Annotated in this window: 20 protein-coding genes and 1 pseudogene; 19 read left to right on the top strand and 2 right to left on the bottom strand. The window is 57.8% G+C overall.

All coding sequences use genetic code 11. From position 1 onward, the window contains the following. The first annotated feature begins 14 nt into the window (after window positions 1-14). From CWM66_RS17105 to CWM66_RS17085, 5 genes are read left to right on the top strand one after another with little or no spacing between them, the layout of a single operon-like run. Window positions 15-389 (top strand): hypothetical protein, encoded by a 375-nt coding sequence (locus tag CWM66_RS17105; protein WP_007372606.1) that lies wholly within the window; start codon window positions 15-17, stop codon window positions 387-389. A gap of 3 nt (window positions 390-392) precedes the next feature. Further along, on the top strand, window positions 393-1,169 hold the full coding sequence (locus CWM66_RS17100) for a hypothetical protein (RefSeq protein WP_107146968.1): 777 nt from the start codon (window positions 393-395) through the stop codon (window positions 1,167-1,169). Continuing rightward, window positions 1,166-3,283 (top strand): type IV conjugative transfer system coupling protein TraD, encoded by a 2,118-nt coding sequence (gene traD, locus CWM66_RS17095; RefSeq protein ID WP_107146967.1) that lies wholly within the window; start codon window positions 1,166-1,168, stop codon window positions 3,281-3,283. Before CWM66_RS17100 ends, traD begins: the two co-directional genes overlap by 4 nt. Beyond that, window positions 3,264-4,025 (top strand): TIGR03747 family integrating conjugative element membrane protein, encoded by a 762-nt coding sequence (locus tag CWM66_RS17090; protein ID WP_107146966.1) that lies wholly within the window; start codon window positions 3,264-3,266, stop codon window positions 4,023-4,025. Before traD ends, CWM66_RS17090 begins: the two co-directional genes overlap by 20 nt. Window positions 4,026-4,073: 48 nt before the next feature. Continuing rightward, on the top strand, window positions 4,074-4,319 hold the full coding sequence (locus tag CWM66_RS17085; protein ID WP_107146965.1) for a hypothetical protein: 246 nt from the start codon (window positions 4,074-4,076) through the stop codon (window positions 4,317-4,319). Here the strand turns inward: CWM66_RS17085 and CWM66_RS17080 are convergent. Further along, entirely contained in the window at window positions 4,312-5,223 is a 912-nt protein-coding gene (locus tag CWM66_RS17080) for a hypothetical protein (protein ID WP_107146964.1), read from the bottom strand. The two genes, CWM66_RS17085 and CWM66_RS17080, sit on opposite strands and share 8 nt — an antisense overlap. A gap of 189 nt (window positions 5,224-5,412) precedes the next feature. On the opposite strand from CWM66_RS17080, the gene CWM66_RS17075 reads away from it, so the two are divergent. Genes CWM66_RS17075 through CWM66_RS17030 form a run of 10 tightly spaced genes read left to right on the top strand, consistent with a single transcriptional unit; the run spans window position 5,413 to window position 13,473 of the window. Next, window positions 5,413-5,730, top strand: coding sequence for an RAQPRD family integrative conjugative element protein (locus tag CWM66_RS17075; protein WP_007372612.1), 318 nt, complete (start codon window positions 5,413-5,415; stop codon window positions 5,728-5,730). Further along, window positions 5,721-5,966, top strand: a complete 246-nt coding sequence (locus CWM66_RS17070; protein WP_007372613.1) for a TIGR03758 family integrating conjugative element protein — start codon at window positions 5,721-5,723, stop codon at window positions 5,964-5,966. Before CWM66_RS17075 ends, CWM66_RS17070 begins: the two co-directional genes overlap by 10 nt. 13 nt (window positions 5,967-5,979) lie before the next feature. Beyond that, a complete protein-coding gene (locus CWM66_RS17065) occupies window positions 5,980-6,345 on the top strand; it encodes a TIGR03745 family integrating conjugative element membrane protein (RefSeq protein ID WP_107146963.1) in 366 nt (121 codons plus the stop codon). A gap of 9 nt (window positions 6,346-6,354) precedes the next feature. Further along, window positions 6,355-6,729: a TIGR03750 family conjugal transfer protein gene (locus CWM66_RS17060; RefSeq protein ID WP_007372615.1), complete on the top strand. Its 375-nt coding sequence runs from the start codon at window positions 6,355-6,357 to the stop codon at window positions 6,727-6,729. Then, window positions 6,726-7,370, top strand: coding sequence for a PFL_4703 family integrating conjugative element protein (locus CWM66_RS17055; RefSeq protein ID WP_013095173.1), 645 nt, complete (start codon window positions 6,726-6,728; stop codon window positions 7,368-7,370). Before CWM66_RS17060 ends, CWM66_RS17055 begins: the two co-directional genes overlap by 4 nt. After that, on the top strand, window positions 7,370-8,278 hold the full coding sequence (locus CWM66_RS17050; protein WP_107146962.1) for a TIGR03749 family integrating conjugative element protein: 909 nt from the start codon (window positions 7,370-7,372) through the stop codon (window positions 8,276-8,278). Before CWM66_RS17055 ends, CWM66_RS17050 begins: the two co-directional genes overlap by 1 nt. Further along, window positions 8,275-9,798 carry a TIGR03752 family integrating conjugative element protein gene (locus tag CWM66_RS17045; protein WP_107146961.1) on the top strand — a complete coding sequence of 508 codons (1,524 nt, stop codon included), beginning with the start codon at window positions 8,275-8,277 and terminating at the stop codon, window positions 9,796-9,798. Before CWM66_RS17050 ends, CWM66_RS17045 begins: the two co-directional genes overlap by 4 nt. A gap of 41 nt (window positions 9,799-9,839) precedes the next feature. After that, the gene (locus CWM66_RS17040) at window positions 9,840-10,259 is read left to right on the top strand and encodes a TIGR03751 family conjugal transfer lipoprotein (RefSeq protein ID WP_035943490.1); all 420 of its coding nucleotides are present in this window, start codon (window positions 9,840-9,842) and stop codon (window positions 10,257-10,259) included. Further along, entirely contained in the window at window positions 10,259-13,057 is a 2,799-nt protein-coding gene (locus CWM66_RS17035) for a conjugative transfer ATPase (RefSeq protein WP_107146960.1), read from the top strand. Before CWM66_RS17040 ends, CWM66_RS17035 begins: the two co-directional genes overlap by 1 nt. 11 nt (window positions 13,058-13,068) lie before the next feature. Next, on the top strand, window positions 13,069-13,473 hold the full coding sequence (locus tag CWM66_RS17030) for a hypothetical protein (RefSeq protein ID WP_007372621.1): 405 nt from the start codon (window positions 13,069-13,071) through the stop codon (window positions 13,471-13,473). A 161-nt stretch (window positions 13,474-13,634) separates the two neighbouring features. On the opposite strand, the gene CWM66_RS17025 is transcribed toward CWM66_RS17030, so the two are convergent. Then, window positions 13,635-13,892 carry a PerC family transcriptional regulator gene (locus CWM66_RS17025; protein ID WP_233218400.1) on the bottom strand — a complete coding sequence of 86 codons (258 nt, stop codon included), beginning with the start codon at window positions 13,890-13,892 and terminating at the stop codon, window positions 13,635-13,637. A 103-nt stretch (window positions 13,893-13,995) separates the two neighbouring features. Here CWM66_RS17025 and CWM66_RS17020 point away from each other — a divergent pair, with 103 nt between their 5' ends. The 4 genes and pseudogenes from CWM66_RS17020 to CWM66_RS17005 all read left to right on the top strand — a co-directional run. Next, window positions 13,996-16,422 (top strand): ATP-binding protein, encoded by a 2,427-nt coding sequence (locus CWM66_RS17020; protein ID WP_107146958.1) that lies wholly within the window; start codon window positions 13,996-13,998, stop codon window positions 16,420-16,422. A 168-nt stretch (window positions 16,423-16,590) separates the two neighbouring features. Continuing rightward, window positions 16,591-16,998, top strand: coding sequence for a TIGR03757 family integrating conjugative element protein (locus CWM66_RS17015; protein ID WP_107146957.1), 408 nt, complete (start codon window positions 16,591-16,593; stop codon window positions 16,996-16,998). Continuing rightward, window positions 16,995-17,966 (top strand): TIGR03756 family integrating conjugative element protein, encoded by a 972-nt coding sequence (locus tag CWM66_RS17010; RefSeq protein WP_107146956.1) that lies wholly within the window; start codon window positions 16,995-16,997, stop codon window positions 17,964-17,966. The genes CWM66_RS17015 and CWM66_RS17010 overlap by 4 nt, the downstream gene beginning before the upstream one ends. Window positions 17,967-17,977: 11 nt before the next feature. Beyond that, window positions 17,978-18,602 (top strand): annotated as a pseudogene (locus tag CWM66_RS17005) (integrating conjugative element protein); the annotation flags it as partial.

Raw genomic sequence — 18,602 nt, 5'->3', positions numbered from 1 at the left:
GAAGGAACATTGCTATGCCCAGAATGCTGTATTCCCTGACAGACCGCATCGTCGACCTGGTTACCTCTCAGGCGGCAAAAACGGCCTCGATGGTCATTTTCGTCCTCGTGCAGTGTGTGCTCAGAATATGTATTCTGCGTCCCCTCATTATCTTTTGCTGCATGGTACTCGCGGTACTGATCGCCGTGCCTGTTGCGGTTTTTATCAGTCCGTCGTTCACCCCGGATGTGCTGGCTCAGGGCCTCTTACGGGTGATTCACCTGCTCCCCGGGGCGTATACCCCGCTGTGCGTAGCCGGTGCACTGTCTGAACTGGTTTACCTGATTCGCCGTTTTACGGTTCTCCCTGATTTCTGGCCGGATAATGCGGCTCAGCGAAAAGGGAGATAAGCGATGAGTGATTTTCTGGCGAGAACGGATGCTAACCCGCCACACTGGGCGGGGGAGGTTATCGGCAAATGGGATGACCATAAGTTGCGCCTGTACGGTGGTTTTCTCCGCCGGCATTACTGGACCGATCAGGGCAGTATTAATGTGTTCTGCATAAAAGGCACCGACCATCCTGACTATCAGGGGCTGACCTGGCATGAGTTTCTGCACCGGGGTAAACGCATGGACCGGAACATACCGATGCTGGAACGTAACCCGGGTTACTACCTGGAGACTGACCGTAAAAAACCTTCCATGTATTACAACAGCTATGACGGTATTGACTGGTATATCGGTGCTGACGGCAATCACCGCAGCGGTCTGGCACGGTTTCTGTTTCATGAGCGGGAAATGGCGTATCTGCATGGCGTGCATCTGAACCATTATGAGTTCGATGAACCCCTGCTGGCCGTGTATCTGGCCCTTCGTGAGGAACTGAGCCAGCATGCGGCACAGGGCTTTCACATGGACCTGAATGTCAACCGCGTTCATCGCGCCCGGGAGGATACCGCAGGCTGGAAAACCGATATCTATTCCACGTCGCTGTATTTCAGTGTGGGGTCATGGTGCAGGGAACACGCTGACAACCTGGACATCAGCGCACTGTCTGCACCGCGTGATTTTTCGTGTCCGGATGAGGGATGGCAATTGCTTGTGTCTCTGATGGCATGGCGGGATAAGCGTACTGCAACAAAACGTCCCGGATTTTTCAGCCGGCTGACCAGCAGGGGGCGTACATGAGCGATCGCTATGTGATGGAATCCCTGCTGCGCCCGGCTGTGGAACTGTATTCCGCAACGGTTGCGGCCAGTGCGACCTGTATCTGCCTGACCGCCCCGTGGGCGGTGGCACTCTCGCCTTCTGTCAGTTGGGTGACGGCCGCCGGTTTCGGCGTTCTGGCCCTGAAGCGCACCCGCGAGGGCATGAAAATTCTGCGCTACCGGCAGAATATCCGCCGTCTTCCCCGTTATGTACTGACCAGCGAACAGATACCGGTCAGCCGGCGCCATCTGTTTCTGGGGAAAGGTTTTCAGTGGTCTGTGCGTCATACCCAGCGGCTGATTGAGGCGCGTCGGCCGGAGTGCGAAATCTATGTGCAGCCCTCCGTGCTGTACCGCATGGCGCGTGAGATGGAAAAGAAGATGGAGTACAGCCTCCCCTGGCTGTGCCGGCTGACCCGCACGGATTCGGCGCTGAACCCTTTTCGCCCTTTACCCCCGGTCGGCGGCAGCCCGGTGTATCACGGTGTCGAGCCTGATGAGACTACGGTGACCTACGATCTCGGCGAACGTGTCGGGCATATGCTCGTTATCGGCACGACCCGCGTGGGCAAGACCCGACTGGCGGAGTTGCTTATCACCCAGGATATCCGTCGCACAAACGCCGCCGGTGAACACGAGGTGGTCATTGTGTTTGACCCCAAAGGGGACGCGGACCTGCTCCGGCGGATGTACGCAGAGTCGCACCGCGCGGGGCGTCAGGATAACTTCTGGGTGTTCCACCTCGGCTGGCCCGATATCAGCGCCCGTTATAACGCCGTCGGACGGTTCAGCCGTATCTCCGAGGTGGCCTCCCGCGTGGCCGGTCAGCTCTCGGGGGAAGGTAACTCCGCGGCCTTCCGTGAATTTGCCTGGCGGTTCGTCAATATCATCACCCGGGCGCTGGTCGCCCTCGGACAGCGCCCGGACTATGGCCTCATTCTGCGATATGTCACCAATATCGGTGAGCTGTATGAGACTTACGTGGATAACCTGCTGAGCGAAAAGGCGCCGCAGCTGATGAATACAACGGAAGCCATGATGCAGAGCGGGATCAGCGATAAGGACCTGCCGCGTCATCTGCAGGGGCGGCCCAACGGCGCGAAAATCTGGGTGTCAGAGCAGGTACTCGGCAGCCCGGAGGGGAAAAAACTCTGGGACCCGGTGCTGGACGGCCTGCGCAGCGCGGTACAGTACGATCGCACCTACTTCGATAAAATTGTGGCATCCCTGTTGCCGCTCCTGGAGAAACTCACTACCGGCAAAACGGCCGCGCTTCTCGCCCCCGACTACACCGACCTGGACGATCCGCGTCCGATACTGGACTGGCACAACATTATCAAGTCCCGCGGTGTGGTGTATGTGGGTCTCGATGCACTTTCTGACCCGGTGGTGGCCGCCGCCGTTGGTAACAGCATGTTCGCAGACCTCGTGTCTGAGGGAGGCCACATCTATAAGTTCGGTCTCGGTGATGAGGAGGAAGGGAAATCCGCAAAGGTGGCCATCAACCTTCACTGCGATGAGTTTAACGAGCTGATGGGGGATGAATTCATCCCGCTCATCAACAAAGGCGGTGGTGCCGGTTTTCAGGTGACGGCTTACACCCAGACGCTTTCTGACATCGAGGCCCGCATCGGCAGTACGGCCAAAGCGAACCAGGTGGTGGGTAACTTCAACACTCTGGTGATGCTGCGCGTGCGCGAGAAAAACACCGCCATGCTGCTCACTGATCAGCTCCCGGAAGTGGACGTCTACCAGAAGACACTGACATCGGGTGTCACCGACGTCTCGCGTCCCGGGGAAGGCACGGACTTTAACAGCAACGTTAACGACCAGGTGAGTCTGGTGAAGGTGCCGATGATACGGCCCGCCGATATCATCAATCTGCCGAAAGGCCAGGCCTTTGCACTGCTGGAGGGCGGACGGTTGTGGAAAATCCGTATGCCGCTGCCGGCGGATAACAACGACCCACATATGCCAGCCAGCCTGAAGCATCTGGCTGACAGCATGGAGAAAAACTACCACACCGGTGAAACCTGGTGGACCGGTGGTGACATAACGTATGCAGGAGGGCCGGATGCCACAGCAGGACAGTGAGAACGGGCAGCGCAGCGCGACGCCCCGACAGCGACAGTCCGGTCCGATTGGCCTGCTGCTCTGGGATTTCCCGATGGGCCTTATCGGTGTGTTGCTCGGTTCACTCCTGGTCAGCCTGCTTATCGAGTATGTCTGTATAGCGCTGTTGTGGCCGGAAGAAGGCGCGGCCCACAGCTATCAGGTGATGGTGGCAGAAAGCCACTGGCTCTCGGAAGGGTATACGCGCAGCCTGCTGATGGCCGCCCCGGTTGAGACAGTCAGCCGGTGGGTGCACGTTGCCTGGCAGTGGCTGTTTGTGGACAGCGGGTTCAGTGGCTGGCTGCAGTCATTTAAATCCCTGAGTGAAAAAGGCAGCGGGCTTATTCCGGCGCTGAATGGGGTGGGTGCTTCACTTGTGAGCTGGCTGGGGGTGTACCTTCAGGCGACGGTCTGGGTCACGCTGATATTCTTCATCCGGGTGATGATCCTTTTTCTCAGCCTGCCGCTGTTCGCGCTGGTTGTCATCACGGGCGTGGTGGACGGGCTGGTCAGGCGTGACCTGCGCCGCTACGGCGCGGGGTATGAATCGAGCTTTGTGTATCACCATGCCAAACGCTTTATCAAACCCGCGCTGTATGGCCCCTGCATGCTCTATCTGGCATGGCCCACGGCGGTATGGCCGAATCTGCTGTTGCTGCCATCAGCGTTGCTGGTTGGTGCGGTTCTGGCCATCACAACCGCAACCTTCAAGAAATATTTATAGCGCCTTTATGCTGTACGGAGCTGTATCAGGAAATACCTGCGAGGACACATGATGAACAAAAATAATGCTGGCAACCTGTCTGAACCGAATCAGGCCCGGCCAGTGGCAGCTATCAGACCTTCGCCAGAGATGCAGGAGATGCACTTTGTTCTTCAGGACAGGTGTCACACTGTCCTGATGCCACTGGAAACGCTCCTGCGATGCCTGCGTGAAGCAGAGAAACTGGGCGAGGTACCAGTCATTCCTGAGGCATGGTGGTCACTGCTGAACTGCAAATACCCTGAAATCAGTTAGTGAGCAGGTGTGGACCCAGAATGTCAGCCGCGTGTGCAAGAAGTTTCTGTCCAGCGGCTGAGCTTTCCCACTCAGAAAAATTCACGATATTATTGAAATAGTTAAAGTCGAAATCTATTTTTTGACGGTAAATTTCACGCGGGGCTTCATAACCACACTTTAGCGTGACCACCATATCCATTGTCTCGCGGAGCACATCGTTGGTCACAACAGCGCTGTGACAAGTGTAATAGGCCCCCAGAGTCAGGTAATCAGTGCAGGACGGGACTTTGACAAGAAAACTATTCTCGTTCAACAAAAGCCTTTCCGGCTCAGCGACCATCAGTGCCTGAGCCATCTCCTTATTCTCCAGTTTTTTGTAAAAAATATCCTGCCAGTCTGCCATATACGCGAATATCCAGGGAATGTTCATTAACGTTGCCCGGGAATACAGCCACCCTTCCTCACGGGCGTACTGCCGAAGCATGGACACAGCCAGCTTCTCATCAATTCTGATGCCGATAGTTTTACTTAGCAGCCAGATCACTTTATCAAAATGTTCGATAAGCAACTGAAGTATCAGCCGTGAAAGTGCGCCAGGTGCTCTTTTGCCTTTATCTGAGTCAGAGCTCTTAGTTTTGTCGGCATAAGGGCAATGTTCGTATGCTTCCCTGTCGTAGATCCCTACACCAGGCAGTGCCGTATTATAGTGTTTTGCATAGGGAGCGGAGACATTGGCGGGGAGCCTGTAGATACCTATTATCTGGATCGGATTATTGCAGGCCGGGCAGACTGCAAAATAACGGGGGGAACCAGAATCACTTACTTTATACCAGGGGGAACGACGAGCAGTGCGCTGTTCGTAACCATCTTTATCGAGTAACCAGTATCCCTGTTTTTTTACATCCAGCTTATAAACATTCACCTTCCAGCGCGTCCTTTCTCAGTCATATTGTTCATTTTTATAACATACCTGTTCTGGTGTCTTAAACATCGGCGATTAAAGAGGATGCCGTTAAGGGATTATTTTCGTTGGAGCATAAATAATTTCCTGCTGTAAGACTTACGCCTTTGCGTCACTCTCCCGACGACCCGTTAACCGGAGAGCCGCAGAATGCCTCATACCCGAATCCTCACAGCCCTGCTGATGGCCGTCCTGCCCGCGCTGCAGTGCCACGCTTCAGAGAAAGATGAACTCGCGCTGGTCATGCGCCAGCTCGACCAGGTGCAGGCCGGGCTGGACCGCGCCCGCGTGGTGGCGAACCAGACCCAGGATGCCCGCTTTTACTTCGATTACCAGCAGGCGACGCGCGATATCACCACCATGAAGCAGGGGATCTCAACCTATCTTGAACCCTCCCGCGCTCAGCCTGCGTCACCGTCGTCTTCTGTCACCGGACAGTACCGCGCACAGGCACCGGCATGGCGATGAACGGTGCACAGCTTAATGGCTGGAGCGCCGGCACCGGCAGCAGCCTCACGCCTTCGCAACTGAACACGCTCATCCTCGGTACGCTCGCGGTCGTCATCCTCCTGTTCAGCGCCTGGGCGCTGGTGCAGGCCTATCGCGGGGTTGCCTCGAAATCCGTGACATTCCGTCAGTTCAATGAGCTTGCCGTGCGACTGATCGTGCTTTACCTGGCAATGCTGTTTCTGTTTTTCCACTGAAAGGACCATATAAATGCTATCCACATTACTCAGGCGTTACCGGGCTATCCGGGCCCGTGCAAAACACATACTGCTGACAGGGCTGTTCTTTACCGGTAATGCCCTGGCTGACCTTCCTCCCATTGAACAACCCACGACCGGCGGCGGTGGCGGGACGTACAACATTATGATGGGTTACGCAAAAATGGGCGGTCTCGCACTCGGACTGCTTGTCAGCGTGGGGGCATTTCTGGCCGTGGCGCATGCTGTCATCACGTCTTTCCATGATATCCGCAAGGGCAAAGGCTCCTGGACGGAATTCCTGCTTTACGGTGTGGTGGGCATCATTCTTATCCTTGTAGTTATTTTTCTGGCGACCAAAGCGTCAGACATTCTGTAAGGAGACTCTATGGCCGTCATCGATTTCCTTCCTGACCGTCTGAACAACCCGCCTGTGGTGTGGAAAGGTTTCACGTCCGGTGAATTTCTTCTGGCGGCCATCACCGGCGTCATTGCCGGTATTCCGCTGGCGGTGCCGCTGGCTCTGGTACCTTTTATCGGCTGGCTGGCCTTTCCCACCTGTATGCTGCTGATGCCGATGTTCGTCATCTTCTTCGGCGGGGGCTGGATTGCGGGTTACAAGCGCGGTAAGCCGGAGAATTATATCTGGCAACGCCTGGAGGAAATCCGCTGTCGTACCGGTCTGTCCCGCGCCCTGATCCTCAACAGCCGGGCATGGGAGATGAAACGTACCACAGCGATAAAACGCGGAGGTCTGTCATGAGTCGTTTCCGCAATGGCATGACCGCGCGGGATAATCATATTTTCTCCCTGCGCATCGCCTGTGCGCTGCTGTTCGCCGGCATGCTGATGGCCGGTATTGGCTGGATGCGTGCACCGTCAGAACTTACCATCCACAATCCGCCGGATCTGCGTTCAGGCAGCACCCGTAAATGGTGGGAAGTGCCGCCTTCCACCGTGTACAGCTTTGCCTTCTATATCTTTCAGCAGCTCAATTCCTGGCCAAAGAACGGCGAGGTGGATTATCCGGCAAAAATTGCCCAGATGAGTCCTTACCTGACGCCGTCCTGCCAGGATTTTCTCAATAAAGACGCGGAGATGCGTAAAAACAGCGACGAGCTCCGGGACCGCGTGCGCGTGGTGTATGAGATCCCGCGCCGTGGCTACAGCAGCCGCAGCGTCACCATTCTCGATCAGGACCACTGGATAGCACAGCTCGATCTGGTGGCGGATGAGTATTACCACACTGAGCCGGTAAAACGTGCGCTGGTCCGCTATCCGCTGAAAGTGGTGCGCTGGGAGGGTGATCCGGAACGCAATCCCTTCGGACTTGCTCTGGACTGTTATGCGGCCACCCCGCAGCGGCTGGAGGCCGTCACGCTGCCTGAGCCGGAGAAAAAGTGATGAAGAACCCGTTAAAAAAATGCCGTCTGCTCCTGCTCGCCGGACTGATCCTGTCGGGGGCGGCAGACGCTGTGGAGCTGATGAAGTGGGAACGTATCCCGCTGCAGGTTCCCCTGACGGTGGGTCAGGAGCGTATCGTTTTTGTGAATAAAAACGTGCGTGTCGGCTTTCCACCCGCGCTTAACAATAAGCTGCGTATTCAGAGCACCGGCGGCGTGGTGTATCTCGATGCGAGTGAGGCGTTTCCGGTGACGCGGCTTGAGCTGCAGAACAAGGAAAACGGGGAAATTATTCTGCTCGATGTATCAGCCGCACCGGGAAAAACCACGCGTGAACCCGTGAAAATTGTCTATGACGGCGAAGTGGCCACCGCAACCGCCAGTGACAGGCAGTCCGTCAGCAGCGAGGGTGACAGCACCGGCCGCAGTGCTCAACAGGCTGATACGGAAACCACAAAGCCGGACCGTAAGCCCGAGAAACTGAATGCACCGCTGCCGGTGGTCCTGACCCGCTATGCGGCCCAGAACATGTACGGCCCGCTGCGTACGGTTGAACCGGTGCCGGGTATCAGCCCGGTGTCACTGAAGCTGCCTTCCGTCATCACCACACTGATGCCTGCTGAACCGGTCACCGTCACGCCGATGGCCGCCTGGAGTCTGCAGGGCAGCAGCGTCGTCGCGCTGCAGGTCCGTAACCGTTCTGCCGGCAAGGTCATTCTTGATCCCCGCGCGCTGGAAGGTCAGTTTACCACGGCCACCTTCCAGCACCGCTGGCTGGGGCGCGCAGGCACACCGGAGGATACAACGGTCCTCTATCTGGTGACGCCCGGACGCCCGGAGGGTGCCTTCATTGCTGAGCCACCCTCGCTGCAGCCCGCTGACGGACATAAACGGAGAGCGAAAAAATGAAGGCACCCTCCTCAAATCTTCTCGTGAAAGTCGCCGTTCCGGTGGTACTGGCCAGCGCGGTGGTGGTGGGCGTGAAATCCTGCTCAGGGGGGGGGAATCAGACGGCTGCACCACATACTGCCAGTAATGTTGCGCTGAAGGACCTGTCGCCGGAAGATCTCAAAGCGCTGGGTATTGAAGGTGACACGCCGCAGGACACACTGCGCACGGTGGTGGGAAATTTCCGCAAAGTGCAGGACCGTCTCGATACGCTCGCGGACGATAACAAAAAGCTCAGCGACGAAAATAAAGCCCTGAAAACCACCAACAGCAATGTGGACACGCAGATTAATCAGGCAGTAAGCAATGCCCGTGCCGAGGAGGCGCAGAAACGCCAGCAGCTCAGTGCAGAGGTCACCGATCTCAGTACCCAGGTCAAACAGCTGATGGATCAGTTGCGCAATGGCGGTGCCGGCACGGGATCCGGAAAAAACAGCGGCTCCGGCAGTGATATTCCGATCGGGCTGGGCTATGACAGTGGGCTGAACAGCGGCGCTTCCGGTGTCTCGTCTTCCTCCGATGGTCTGCAGTGGGTTGAACCCAGAGACGGTGTCTCCGTGGATGCCAGCGGCCGGCCGGTGACTGACAGCAACAGGAATAACGCCACCGGCTTCTCGTTTGCCACGTCGTTTGCTGATACCGCTGATGCCGGTAAACAGGCCGTCGGCAACACCGCAGCAGCGGTACAGACGCAGCTTACGGATGCACAGAAGGCCACCGACCCGGTGTACACGCTGCCGGAGAATTCCACCCTCGTTGGCAGTCGCGCGATGACCGCACTGCTGGGGCGTATCCCCGTGGATGGCAAAGTGACCGACCCCTATCCCTTCAAGGTGATGATTGGCAAAGACAACCTGACGGCAAACGGCATTGAGCTGCCCGACGTGCAGGGGGCCATTGTTTCCGGCACGGCGACGGGCGACTGGACGCTGTCATGCGTGCGGGGCTCCATTACCAGCATCACCTTTGTCTTCAGCGACGGCACGGTCAGGACGCTGCCTTCGCCTGACGGTCAGGGGCAGAACGGAAACAGCAGTAATCAGAACAGTCAGGGCGGTAATAACAGCAGTATTGGCTGGTTGTCCGATGATAACGGTATTCCCTGCATCTCCGGGACGCGCAAGAGCAATGCTTCGACATATCTGCCGACCATCACCGCACTTGCGGCCGCCAGTGCGGCGGGGGATGCCGTGGCGGAAAACCAGAGTACCGGCCAGACCAACGCTTACGGTGGCGTGACCTCAACGCTCACCGGTAATGCGGGTCAGGCCGTGCTGGGTAAAGCGCTCTCCGGCGGCATGCGTGAGACCGTTGACTGGGTGAAGGCCCGCTATGGCCAGACGTTTGATGCCATCTACGTGCCGCCGGGTCAGACAGTGGCTTTGCATATCACGCGCCAGCTGGCCATCGATTACGAGGAAAAAGGCCGCAGGGTTAAATACGATTTCAGCCTGGCCGGCAGCGGCACGGGCATGGACTGACGGAGAGACTGATGCAAAACGATATCCCTGATACCGCTGTGATGAGGTGGCGCAGTCTGCGTCCCGTCACGCTTTTCCTGACCGGAGCCGTGGCACTGCTGCTTGCCGGCTGCAGCACATCAAAAGATGAGATGCTCCCGCCGGGTGACAGCACCATGCTGGAACTGTGGAATGATGGTGCTTCAGCCACCCATGCAACCGGTGAGAGCCGGACCACCCTGCGCCGTCCGGTTACGGACAGTGAGCGGGTTATTTCACGGCAGACCCGGGACAGCTACAGCCGCACCCAGGAGAATGAAATCCAGCAGACGTTTCCGCGCCTGCCCAACCCCGACCTGGTGATGTACGTCTTCCCGCATCTGGCCGATGGCAACACGCCGGTGCCTGGCTACAGCACCGTATTTCCCTTCTACAGCCAGGTACAGTACGCGTTGCCCGGCGAGCGCACGGAGGATTTGTAATGGCCTTTTCACTTTTCCGTCGCCGGACTGAAGCGCAGGAAGCACACCAGTACGGTGACGGGCCGTTTTCTGTTAACGGCCATGAACCCCTGACGCGCGAGGGACGTCTGACCCGCAGCGAGGAAGCGAAGTTGTATGAGACGGCTCCGTCCATCATCGATCACATTCCCTGGGGGGAATATCTCCCTGAACATCAGTGCATCCTGCTTGATGACGGCGTGTCGGTCGGGGCAGTTTACGAAATCATCCCGGTGGGCACCGAGGGGCGTCCGGATTCCCGCCTGGAGGAAATCCGCGACGTGGTCGAAAACGCCCTGCAGGACAGTCTGCCGGAGCTGGATACACATCAGTGGGTGGTGCAGTTCTACTGTCAGGACGAGTCTGACCTGATGGTGTATATGGATAAGATCCGGGGGTATGTGAAGCCCCGGGCGCAGGGCACCGACTTCACCGACGCCTGGCTGAAGGAACAGGCCCGTCACCTGCAGAATGTGGCCACTGAAAAAGGCCTGTTTGTCGATGAGGCCGTCACCGGTGCGCCGTGGCGCGGTCAGATACGTCGTACGCGTATGGTCATCTACCGCTGGGTGGAGTCACCGTATCGTGATCCGATGGCCCCCGAGGTGCTGCTGAAGCAGGTCTGCGATCGCCTGACGGCCGCCATGAGCGGTGCCGGTATTCAGTGCCAGCGCCAGAACGGCGAGCAGATCCACAGCTGGCTGTTGCGCTGGTTCAACCCTGAACCAACGTGGGTGGATAAGGCCACGTTGTATCGCTGTGCCAGACACACTGACGACGCGCCTGGTGAATTGCCGTTGCTGAATGATTTCAGTGAAAGCCTGTGGTTCACCCGCCCGCGCAGTGATGCGGAGAAAGGCGTATGGTGGTTTGATGACGTGGCGCACAGGGCGGTGCCGGTGGCTCGTCTGCGCAGCGCACCCACCACGGGGCACCTGACCGGTGAGGTCCGCCGTGGCGATAATATCAACGCCATTATGGACCTGCTGCCGGAAGGTACGGTGCTCGTCATGACGCTGGTTATTCAGCCCCAGGACAAGCTGGAGGAGAACTTTGCCCGGCTGAGTCGCGACTCGATGGGGGAGAACGTGGATTCGCTGCGTGCCCGGGAGGATGCGGCCACCGCCCGCACTTACCTGGGTAATAAGCATAAACTGTATCGCGCGGCCATTACCCTGCTGATTAAAGCCCGCGACCTGCCTTCACTGGACAGTCGCTATCTCGACCTCAGCAGTAAGCTACTGAACTGCGGGCTGGAGCCGGTAAACCCGGAGCATGATATCGGGCCGCTCAGCACCTACATGCGTGCATTACCCATGTGCTTTAATCCGGAGCAGGACCGGCACAACTGGTATACCCGTCTGATGTTCGTGCAGCATTTTGCCTGCCTGGCGCCGGTGTACGGGCGTGATACCGGCACCGGCAACCCGGGCTTTACCTTTTTTAACCGGGGCGGTGGTCCGCTGTCCGTCGATCCCCTCAACAAAAATGACCGTACGCAGAACGCCCACCTCCTGCTGTTTGGGCCGACCGGTGCAGGTAAATCGGCTACCGCACTTGATAAGCTGGCACAAATGATAGCCATTTACCGTTCACGTATCTTTTTACTGGAGGCGGGTAACAGCTTCGGGCTGGCCGGAGACTACTTTGAGTCCCTGGGGCTCACCGTTCATCGTGTCAGCATCAAGCCCGGTAAGGCCATCTCGCTGGCGCCGTTCGGTGATTCGCATCTGCTGATGCAGGAAAAACCGGATGAACTCATTATCAGTGAAGACGCCCTGCCGGATATTGATGACGATGAGGACAAGGATGAAAAACGTGATGTGCTGGGTGAGATGGAGATTGCAGCACGTCTGATGATTACCGGCGGCGAGCCAGCGGAGGAGCAGAGAATGACGCGCGCCGATCGCGGGATGATCCGTGAGGCCATCATGATCGCCGCGCGGAGTACGTTTGAGGCCGGACGGCAGATGTTGCCTGAAGATCTGATGTTTGCGCTGCAGGGCATCGCCCGGGATGCCGGAATGGGTGAGGACGGGCGCGAAAAACGTACGGCCGCCCGCCGGGCCCGTGCTGAGGAAATGTCGGAAGCGTTACGGATGTTTACCGAAGGCTTTGAAGGTGAGCTGTTTAACCGTCCGGGTACGCCGTGGCCGGAGGCTGATGTGACCATCGTTGACCTCGGCACGCTGGCACGCGAAGGCTATGAGGCGCAGATGGCCGTTGCGGTGATTTCCCTGCTAAACACCATCAACAATATTGCTGAGCGCGAGCAGTACAGTGACCGGGATATTATCGTGTCGATCGATGAGGCGCATATCGTGACCGCAAATCCCCTGATGGGGCCTTATGCCACCAAGATTGTGAAAATGTGGCGTAAGCTGGGTGCCTGGCTCTGGCTGTTCACGCAGAACCTGGCCGACTTTCCGGATACGGCCAAAAAGATGCTTAATATGGCGGAGTGGTGGATTTGTCTGGTGATGCCCCCTGATGAAGTGGAGCAGATAGCGCGTTTTAAAACGCTGAACAGTGAACAGAAGGCGATGCTGTTGTCTGCCACCAAACTCCCTAAAAAATATACGGAAGGCGTTATTTTGTCACGTAAGGTGCAGGCCCTGTTCCGTGCCGTGCCCCCGAGCCTCTACCTTGCTCTGGGTATGACAGAAAAAGAAGAGAAAGCTGAAAGACGCCTCATTATGAATGAATTACAGTGCAGTGAACTTGAGGCTGCGTTTCATGTTGCGCGCCGGCTTGATGAAAATCGCGGACTGAGTATCTGACAGGGGAATTCATGAAGAAACTGACTATGGCACCGCCGATGGTCGTTGCGGACAAAGCGCTGATTGCGTCTGTCATTTTTACCGTACCGCCGCAGGGTATGGCCTCGATAGGGCAGTCTGACAGCGTGTCACTTGATACGCTGCTGCGGGAAATACTGAAACGTCTGAAAACACCGTTTTTGCTGTCGGTTTACCCGCACCGTGTTGGCCGTCGCAGTTGCGTGGCGGTACACCTGACGGATGAGAATGAAAAAAAACTGGATATCCTGATCACAGTGACCGGCAATACGCTGTGGCCCGGTGAAGCGGAGTTCAGAAATGGCCTGCGCTGGAATGTCTGCGTACCCGACGCCACCGACCTGCTGTGGGTACTGAAGGAGATTGACAGAGTTACGGGCGGGGAAATCTGCAGTTAACAGGACCTGCGTGTTTGTCGGACAGCGCAGTCTGCTGTCTGACAAATACGCAGGCTGCGGGTGCGGGCGGCAAAGAGCCCGCGTTGATTTGCCTTTCAGTCCTTCGGGAATATCGTGTCTGAAACATTACAGTCTGCCTCTTCGATGCCAGTCCCGAGTTGTCAGTAGCCATTGTTGTAGCGACTCTGCATTTTATACAGGCGTCGTGTTTCATTTCGTCGTCCGTCCGGTGCTATGTTTGCGCCCATACTGATGCAGTGTTCCCTGCGACGGGCAATGGCTTCCCGTACGGCATCGTCGTCCGACAGGTCCATCACAGCCAGCCACCGGCGGGCGGCACGGCGCCACTGCCCCCGGTGTTCCAGACTTTCAGCAATACTGTCTTTCAGTACCATATATCTCCATCGCCAGGCCGTCATGACATTGCCGGCTATTCTTCCACAGACGCAATCACAGTTCTTTATTTAACCCTCAGCGCTCTTCCGGAAAATGGCATCTGAACCCCCATATCGGAGACTTCTGATGCGCTATCCCTTTGAACTCGATCCACAGATTATCCATCACATTATTTACAGCCAGGCCGGTTCCATCGGCAAGGCCGTGATAGAACTCATCATGAACAGCGTCGATGCCGGCGCCGGCGCGGTGATTATCGATATTACCCCGGAAGGCTTCTCCTGCCGGGATGATGGCCGGGGTTTTGCGTCATACGATGATGTTAAGCGCTACTTTGGCCGGTTCGGCACCCCGCACCAGGAGGGCGATGCCACTTACGGCCGTTTCCGGCTCGGGCGGGGGCAGATTATGGCACATGCCCGGACGCTGTGGCGTTCGCAGCGATGGCAGATGTCCGTTGATACGCGTGAAATGGGGTATCACTATGATCTGGAAGAACTGACTCAGCCGATTCAGGGATGCATCATCAGCGGTGAATGGTATGAGCCGCTCACCAGCCAGGAGCGTATGTCCTGCCTCCAGGAAATCCGCGACCTGGTACGCTATACGCCCGTCACGGTACATCTCAACGGCACCATCATTACCCGGAATCCGGCGCTGGAAAAGTGGGATATGGAGGACGATGAGGCCTGGTATCGCCTGCGCGAAGACGGTGCCGTATCCATTTACAATCAGGGCGTCCTGGTACGACATGACCCGGCTCATATCTGGGGCGTGGGTGGCCTTATTGTCAGTAAAAAGCCGCTCGCGCTGAACGTCTCACGCACCGAAATCCTGCGCAAGACCTGCCCTGTGTGGACATCGATTGCGGCCCGGTTTGGCCGGCTTGCTGCCACTTTTTCTGACAATCAGGGTAAGCACCGTAAAACGGAAGCCCGGCGGGAGAAAACGGCGCGATCGCTGCTGTCCGGCGAGGGAGACATGCAGAGTCTTTTCAATGGTGAAGAGGTGATAACCCTGCTGCCCGGAAAGCAGCACGTCACGCTGGAGCACTTCATCCGCAAATGCTGCCATTACCCCTCTGCGGTGGATAAAAGTTGTTTCACTCTCATCCGCTATGCCGGTGAGGTGCCCCGGGGGGATCTCATTGCCCGCGCGGGGATCGCGCCGGTGGTGCATCCGGTCACGCTTTCCCGCTTTGGCTGTTATGAGCCGGAAGAGTTCATGGAGTGCCTGAGCCGTGTCCGGGAAAACCTCATGGCGTACCGGGACCCCCTGCCCCGGGAGCAGCGATGGGGTTCCGGCTGGCTGTCAGAGCTGGCGCTCGTGGACTTTGAAACGCTTAGCGCAAACTTTATCGATCGCACGCTGATGGTCAGCGAAAAGCTGCTGGATAAGGAGACCCGGCGGGCGTGGACGGCGCTGCGCTGGTGCCTGGCCCGGTATGCTGCCGTCTGTTCGGGTGGCGAGGCCGGTTATCAGTCACGTTCTTATGGGGGTAAACGCTTTCAGATCCTGCTGGGTGAGTCCACGTCCGCCGATGCCTGGACGGACGGAGAAACCTACATTGCCTACAACATTGATATCGTGCGCCGGCTGAAGTCTGATGCGCTGCGTACCGCCAGCCTGCTGTTCAGCATGACGGAGCACGAGGTGGCGCATGAGGGTGACAGCATGGACTGTGGCCATGACGAGGCTTTTTACCAGCGCTTTCATGATATCAGCATCCTGTGCGCCCCCGACAGGCAGCGTTACATGCACGTCTGGCTGATGAAGTACACCACGAGCCTGGAGGCTGAGGGTAAACGCGCCACCGGCACGGCATGGCGGGAGCGTTACCTGACCGAGCGCGCCAGCACCGGCCGGGAGAAAAAGGGACTGCCGGGCATCATCAGCGATGAGGGCCTGAGCGAGGCCGTCAGCGCGCAGCCGGCGCCGGAGGATGCGGCACGGCTCCGCTTCCTCAACCAGCAGCTGAACGGTGCGGTTACGGCAGCGCCTGCAGAAACAGACTGGAACAGCGTGGTGGCTGCGGGGATTGAGAAGACGCGTGAAAATCAGCTCGCGCGGCTGCGTGAGCAGCAGGCTCTGGAGGAAGGGTACGCTTCAGATAAAGATGAGACCGATATCCTGACGGATGAGCAACAGGCAGATGAAGCCGAAGAGCAGATGTGGCTGGAGTCCCGTAAATTGCATTACCTGTCCATTTTACCCGGGGCGACTGAGGAAAATCTGAATGACAGGGCTGTGGCGTTTCTTGCTTATATGACCGATTCAGAAGAGGAGGAACTGGCCGCCTGGGCCATGCGGGCCTGGGAAAACGGTGACCAGTGGTATGCCAGAAATACCCCGTCGTGCAGTGAGGCTGATTTCCTGTATGAACAGGATTTTGATCAGGCACTCGAGGAAAATGTCCCGGCAGACTGGCTTCCGTTTATGCAGGAGGGCGAAACCCGATGGAGCATTGAGCGTAACGCGGCAGCGGCCGGGTTTATGCAGGAGCTGGATTATCTGGAATGGCGGCGCGACAGCGACACTGGTCAGTCATCCTAAAGGTGCAGAATCCCAGTTTTGTCAACCGGCCGGATGGTGCAGATTCTGCATTCTGTCAACCAGGAAACCCGGTTAATAAATTATCAGCACCGGGCTCAGAGTTAATTACTGACCAGCTGTATCATTGACCGCACCCTGAGCGGGTTACTCACTCAGGGAGTGTTCTCCATGAAATTACCCGTCTGCTGCCTCGCAGCACTTTTCCTTACCGCCGGCGCCCATGCCGGCACCGTCATTTATACCGACAGCGCCCACCCGGTAACGGGCAACCCGGGCCCTGACGTGACTGTCATTCTGCTGGATGCCCCTGACCGGCTACAGTCCGAACTGTTCGGCTCTCTTCCGGCAGACCCGGCGCAGGCTGAACAGCAGGCGCGCGCCGTTATCAGTTCACCGGATTTTCAGCGACGCCAGCAGGACCTTGCCGGAACCTATGCCGGTCTCACGCGCGCCTGGTCACTGGGGGTTGAGAAATATCCCGCCGTGGTGTTTGACGATAAGTGGGTGGTCTACGGTACCACCGACGTCGGTGTGGCCACGCAGCAACTGACTGCATGGAAGGAGAGGGGACAATGAACATGATGCTCTCCCGTCCGCGCCGGCTGGCGATGGCCACGTTAATGGCCTGCACGGGCACGATGGCCAGCGTCAATACCGCCAGCCTGCTCTCCAGTGCCGCCAGTCCGGACTGTATCAGCTGGCGCATCAGCGGTATCTGTTACTGGCTGTTCTGTACGCCGTTCGGCTGCTCGGTGAAAACCTCCGTGAAGGTCACGCATTTTATTCCTGAAGCCGTGGTCTCGGCCTACCTCAGCCCGGGTGCCAATCCGTGGACCGAAATATCGGCTGTCAGCAGCCTGGCCGACAGCACCGAAAGCACGCTGCCCGGTAGTGCTGCAGGTGTGGCCACCGGCGGTGGCCGTCAGGAGATGAAAGCCCCGGGTGAGCGCAAGCAGAACCTGCACTTTTACTATGGCGATGCGTATGGCCATCCGGCCACCAGACTTATTGGCGGGATGGTGCCGGGGTATTCGTGCGACAGTGCCGCCACGCCCTTTATGCCGTACTTCACAAGTGCTCTCGATGCACTGGCCTGGCGCACCGGCGTGCCGGAATCACTCTACCCGGAGGCGCTTATCCCCGGACAGCGTGAAATCGGTAGTACCACCGGCGGCAATATGTGGAGCAACGTCTACCCCCGCAGCGGCTTTGTGACCCAGACCGACAGCTACAAATCGGCGGCCATAGTGGTGCAGCGCGTGGCTGACATCATTACCCGCCAGGGACAACTGCATGTTTACAGTCCGCTCACCGGCCAGCGTTCGCCGGGGTACTGGCCACCCGACCCCGTGCAGGAAAACACCGGTACGAAAAATCACAAGTGGCAGCGTCTTTCCCCGCAGTTGTCGCAGAGCTGCGCGGTGTTCCCGGACACCGGTGGACAGGAGGCTCAGGACGGCAACTACGCCTGGGCACTGTGGCAACCGTACAGTTGTTGTAAGCGACGCGGGCAGACTTTTCTTTACAGCACCGATTTCTCATGAGGATTATGCAGATGAAACAGCAATATCCGCAGCGGCTGCGCCGCCCCCTGGCGGCACTGGCACTTTTCGCCGCGCTTTCCCTGCCGGCACTGGCCGTGAATACATCACTTTCATCCGACGGTGCCTCGGTGAGCGGTGCCATCAACGACGGCCTTTTTTACTCCATTGGTGGCGGTTCGGTGATTTCTCCGCCGCCAAGCCGCAGCAACATGTCGCGTTTGGGGCTGAACGGCGGCTGGAGCAGTGACCTCATGTGCGGCAACTTCGACCTGAAAACCACTGTGGGCAACCAGCTTAACGGTATCACCAGTGGGTTTAAGGACCTGATGGGCAATGTGATTCAGGGGGCCACCGGTGCGGTCATGAGCATGCCGGCGATGGCCATCCAGCGTGCCAACCCGGGGCTGTATGAAATGCTGACCAACGGCGTGCTGCAGGCGGGACTCAGTTACGATAAAGCCCTGCTGAACTGCCAGAATATGTCGAAAAAACTCGCCGATTACACGCTGGGCAGCAAATGGCAGCAGGCTGCTGTAGCCGAAGAGTATAAAGACGTCGTGGCTTCGAGCGGCGGGGATGCCGTCTCCAGCGACCAGCAACTGCAGAAGGCCACCGGTGAAGAAGGTGTCACCTGGG

The sequence above is a fragment of the Kosakonia sp. H7A genome, from assembly GCF_003028445.1.
Lineage (GTDB): Bacteria > Pseudomonadota > Gammaproteobacteria > Enterobacterales > Enterobacteriaceae > Kosakonia > Kosakonia radicincitans.
The sequence above is the reverse complement of the archived record's forward strand: the minus strand, read 5'-3'. Positions and strand labels throughout refer to the sequence as shown.

What these genes read in the sequence shown, in the direction of transcription:
- CWM66_RS17105 (WP_007372606.1), top strand. Translation starts at nt 15, where the DNA reads ATGCCCAGAATGCTGTATTCCCTGACAGACCGCATCGTCGACCTGGTT.
- CWM66_RS17100 (WP_107146968.1), top strand. Translation starts at nt 393, where the DNA reads ATGAGTGATTTTCTGGCGAGAACGGATGCTAACCCGCCACACTGGGCG.
- traD (WP_107146967.1), top strand. Translation starts at nt 1,166, where the DNA reads ATGAGCGATCGCTATGTGATGGAATCCCTGCTGCGCCCGGCTGTGGAA.
- CWM66_RS17090 (WP_107146966.1), top strand. Translation starts at nt 3,264, where the DNA reads ATGCCACAGCAGGACAGTGAGAACGGGCAGCGCAGCGCGACGCCCCGA.
- CWM66_RS17085 (WP_107146965.1), top strand. Translation starts at nt 4,074, where the DNA reads ATGATGAACAAAAATAATGCTGGCAACCTGTCTGAACCGAATCAGGCC.
- CWM66_RS17075 (WP_007372612.1), top strand. Translation starts at nt 5,413, where the DNA reads ATGCCTCATACCCGAATCCTCACAGCCCTGCTGATGGCCGTCCTGCCC.
- CWM66_RS17070 (WP_007372613.1), top strand. Translation starts at nt 5,721, where the DNA reads ATGGCGATGAACGGTGCACAGCTTAATGGCTGGAGCGCCGGCACCGGC.
- CWM66_RS17065 (WP_107146963.1), top strand. Translation starts at nt 5,980, where the DNA reads ATGCTATCCACATTACTCAGGCGTTACCGGGCTATCCGGGCCCGTGCA.
- CWM66_RS17060 (WP_007372615.1), top strand. Translation starts at nt 6,355, where the DNA reads ATGGCCGTCATCGATTTCCTTCCTGACCGTCTGAACAACCCGCCTGTG.
- CWM66_RS17055 (WP_013095173.1), top strand. Translation starts at nt 6,726, where the DNA reads ATGAGTCGTTTCCGCAATGGCATGACCGCGCGGGATAATCATATTTTC.
- CWM66_RS17050 (WP_107146962.1), top strand. Translation starts at nt 7,370, where the DNA reads ATGAAGAACCCGTTAAAAAAATGCCGTCTGCTCCTGCTCGCCGGACTG.
- CWM66_RS17045 (WP_107146961.1), top strand. Translation starts at nt 8,275, where the DNA reads ATGAAGGCACCCTCCTCAAATCTTCTCGTGAAAGTCGCCGTTCCGGTG.
- CWM66_RS17040 (WP_035943490.1), top strand. Translation starts at nt 9,840, where the DNA reads ATGAGGTGGCGCAGTCTGCGTCCCGTCACGCTTTTCCTGACCGGAGCC.
- CWM66_RS17035 (WP_107146960.1), top strand. Translation starts at nt 10,259, where the DNA reads ATGGCCTTTTCACTTTTCCGTCGCCGGACTGAAGCGCAGGAAGCACAC.
- CWM66_RS17030 (WP_007372621.1), top strand. Translation starts at nt 13,069, where the DNA reads ATGAAGAAACTGACTATGGCACCGCCGATGGTCGTTGCGGACAAAGCG.
- CWM66_RS17025 (WP_233218400.1), bottom strand. Translation starts at nt 13,892, where the DNA reads ATGACGGCCTGGCGATGGAGATATATGGTACTGAAAGACAGTATTGCT.
- CWM66_RS17020 (WP_107146958.1), top strand. Translation starts at nt 13,996, where the DNA reads ATGCGCTATCCCTTTGAACTCGATCCACAGATTATCCATCACATTATT.
- CWM66_RS17015 (WP_107146957.1), top strand. Translation starts at nt 16,591, where the DNA reads ATGAAATTACCCGTCTGCTGCCTCGCAGCACTTTTCCTTACCGCCGGC.
- CWM66_RS17010 (WP_107146956.1), top strand. Translation starts at nt 16,995, where the DNA reads ATGAACATGATGCTCTCCCGTCCGCGCCGGCTGGCGATGGCCACGTTA.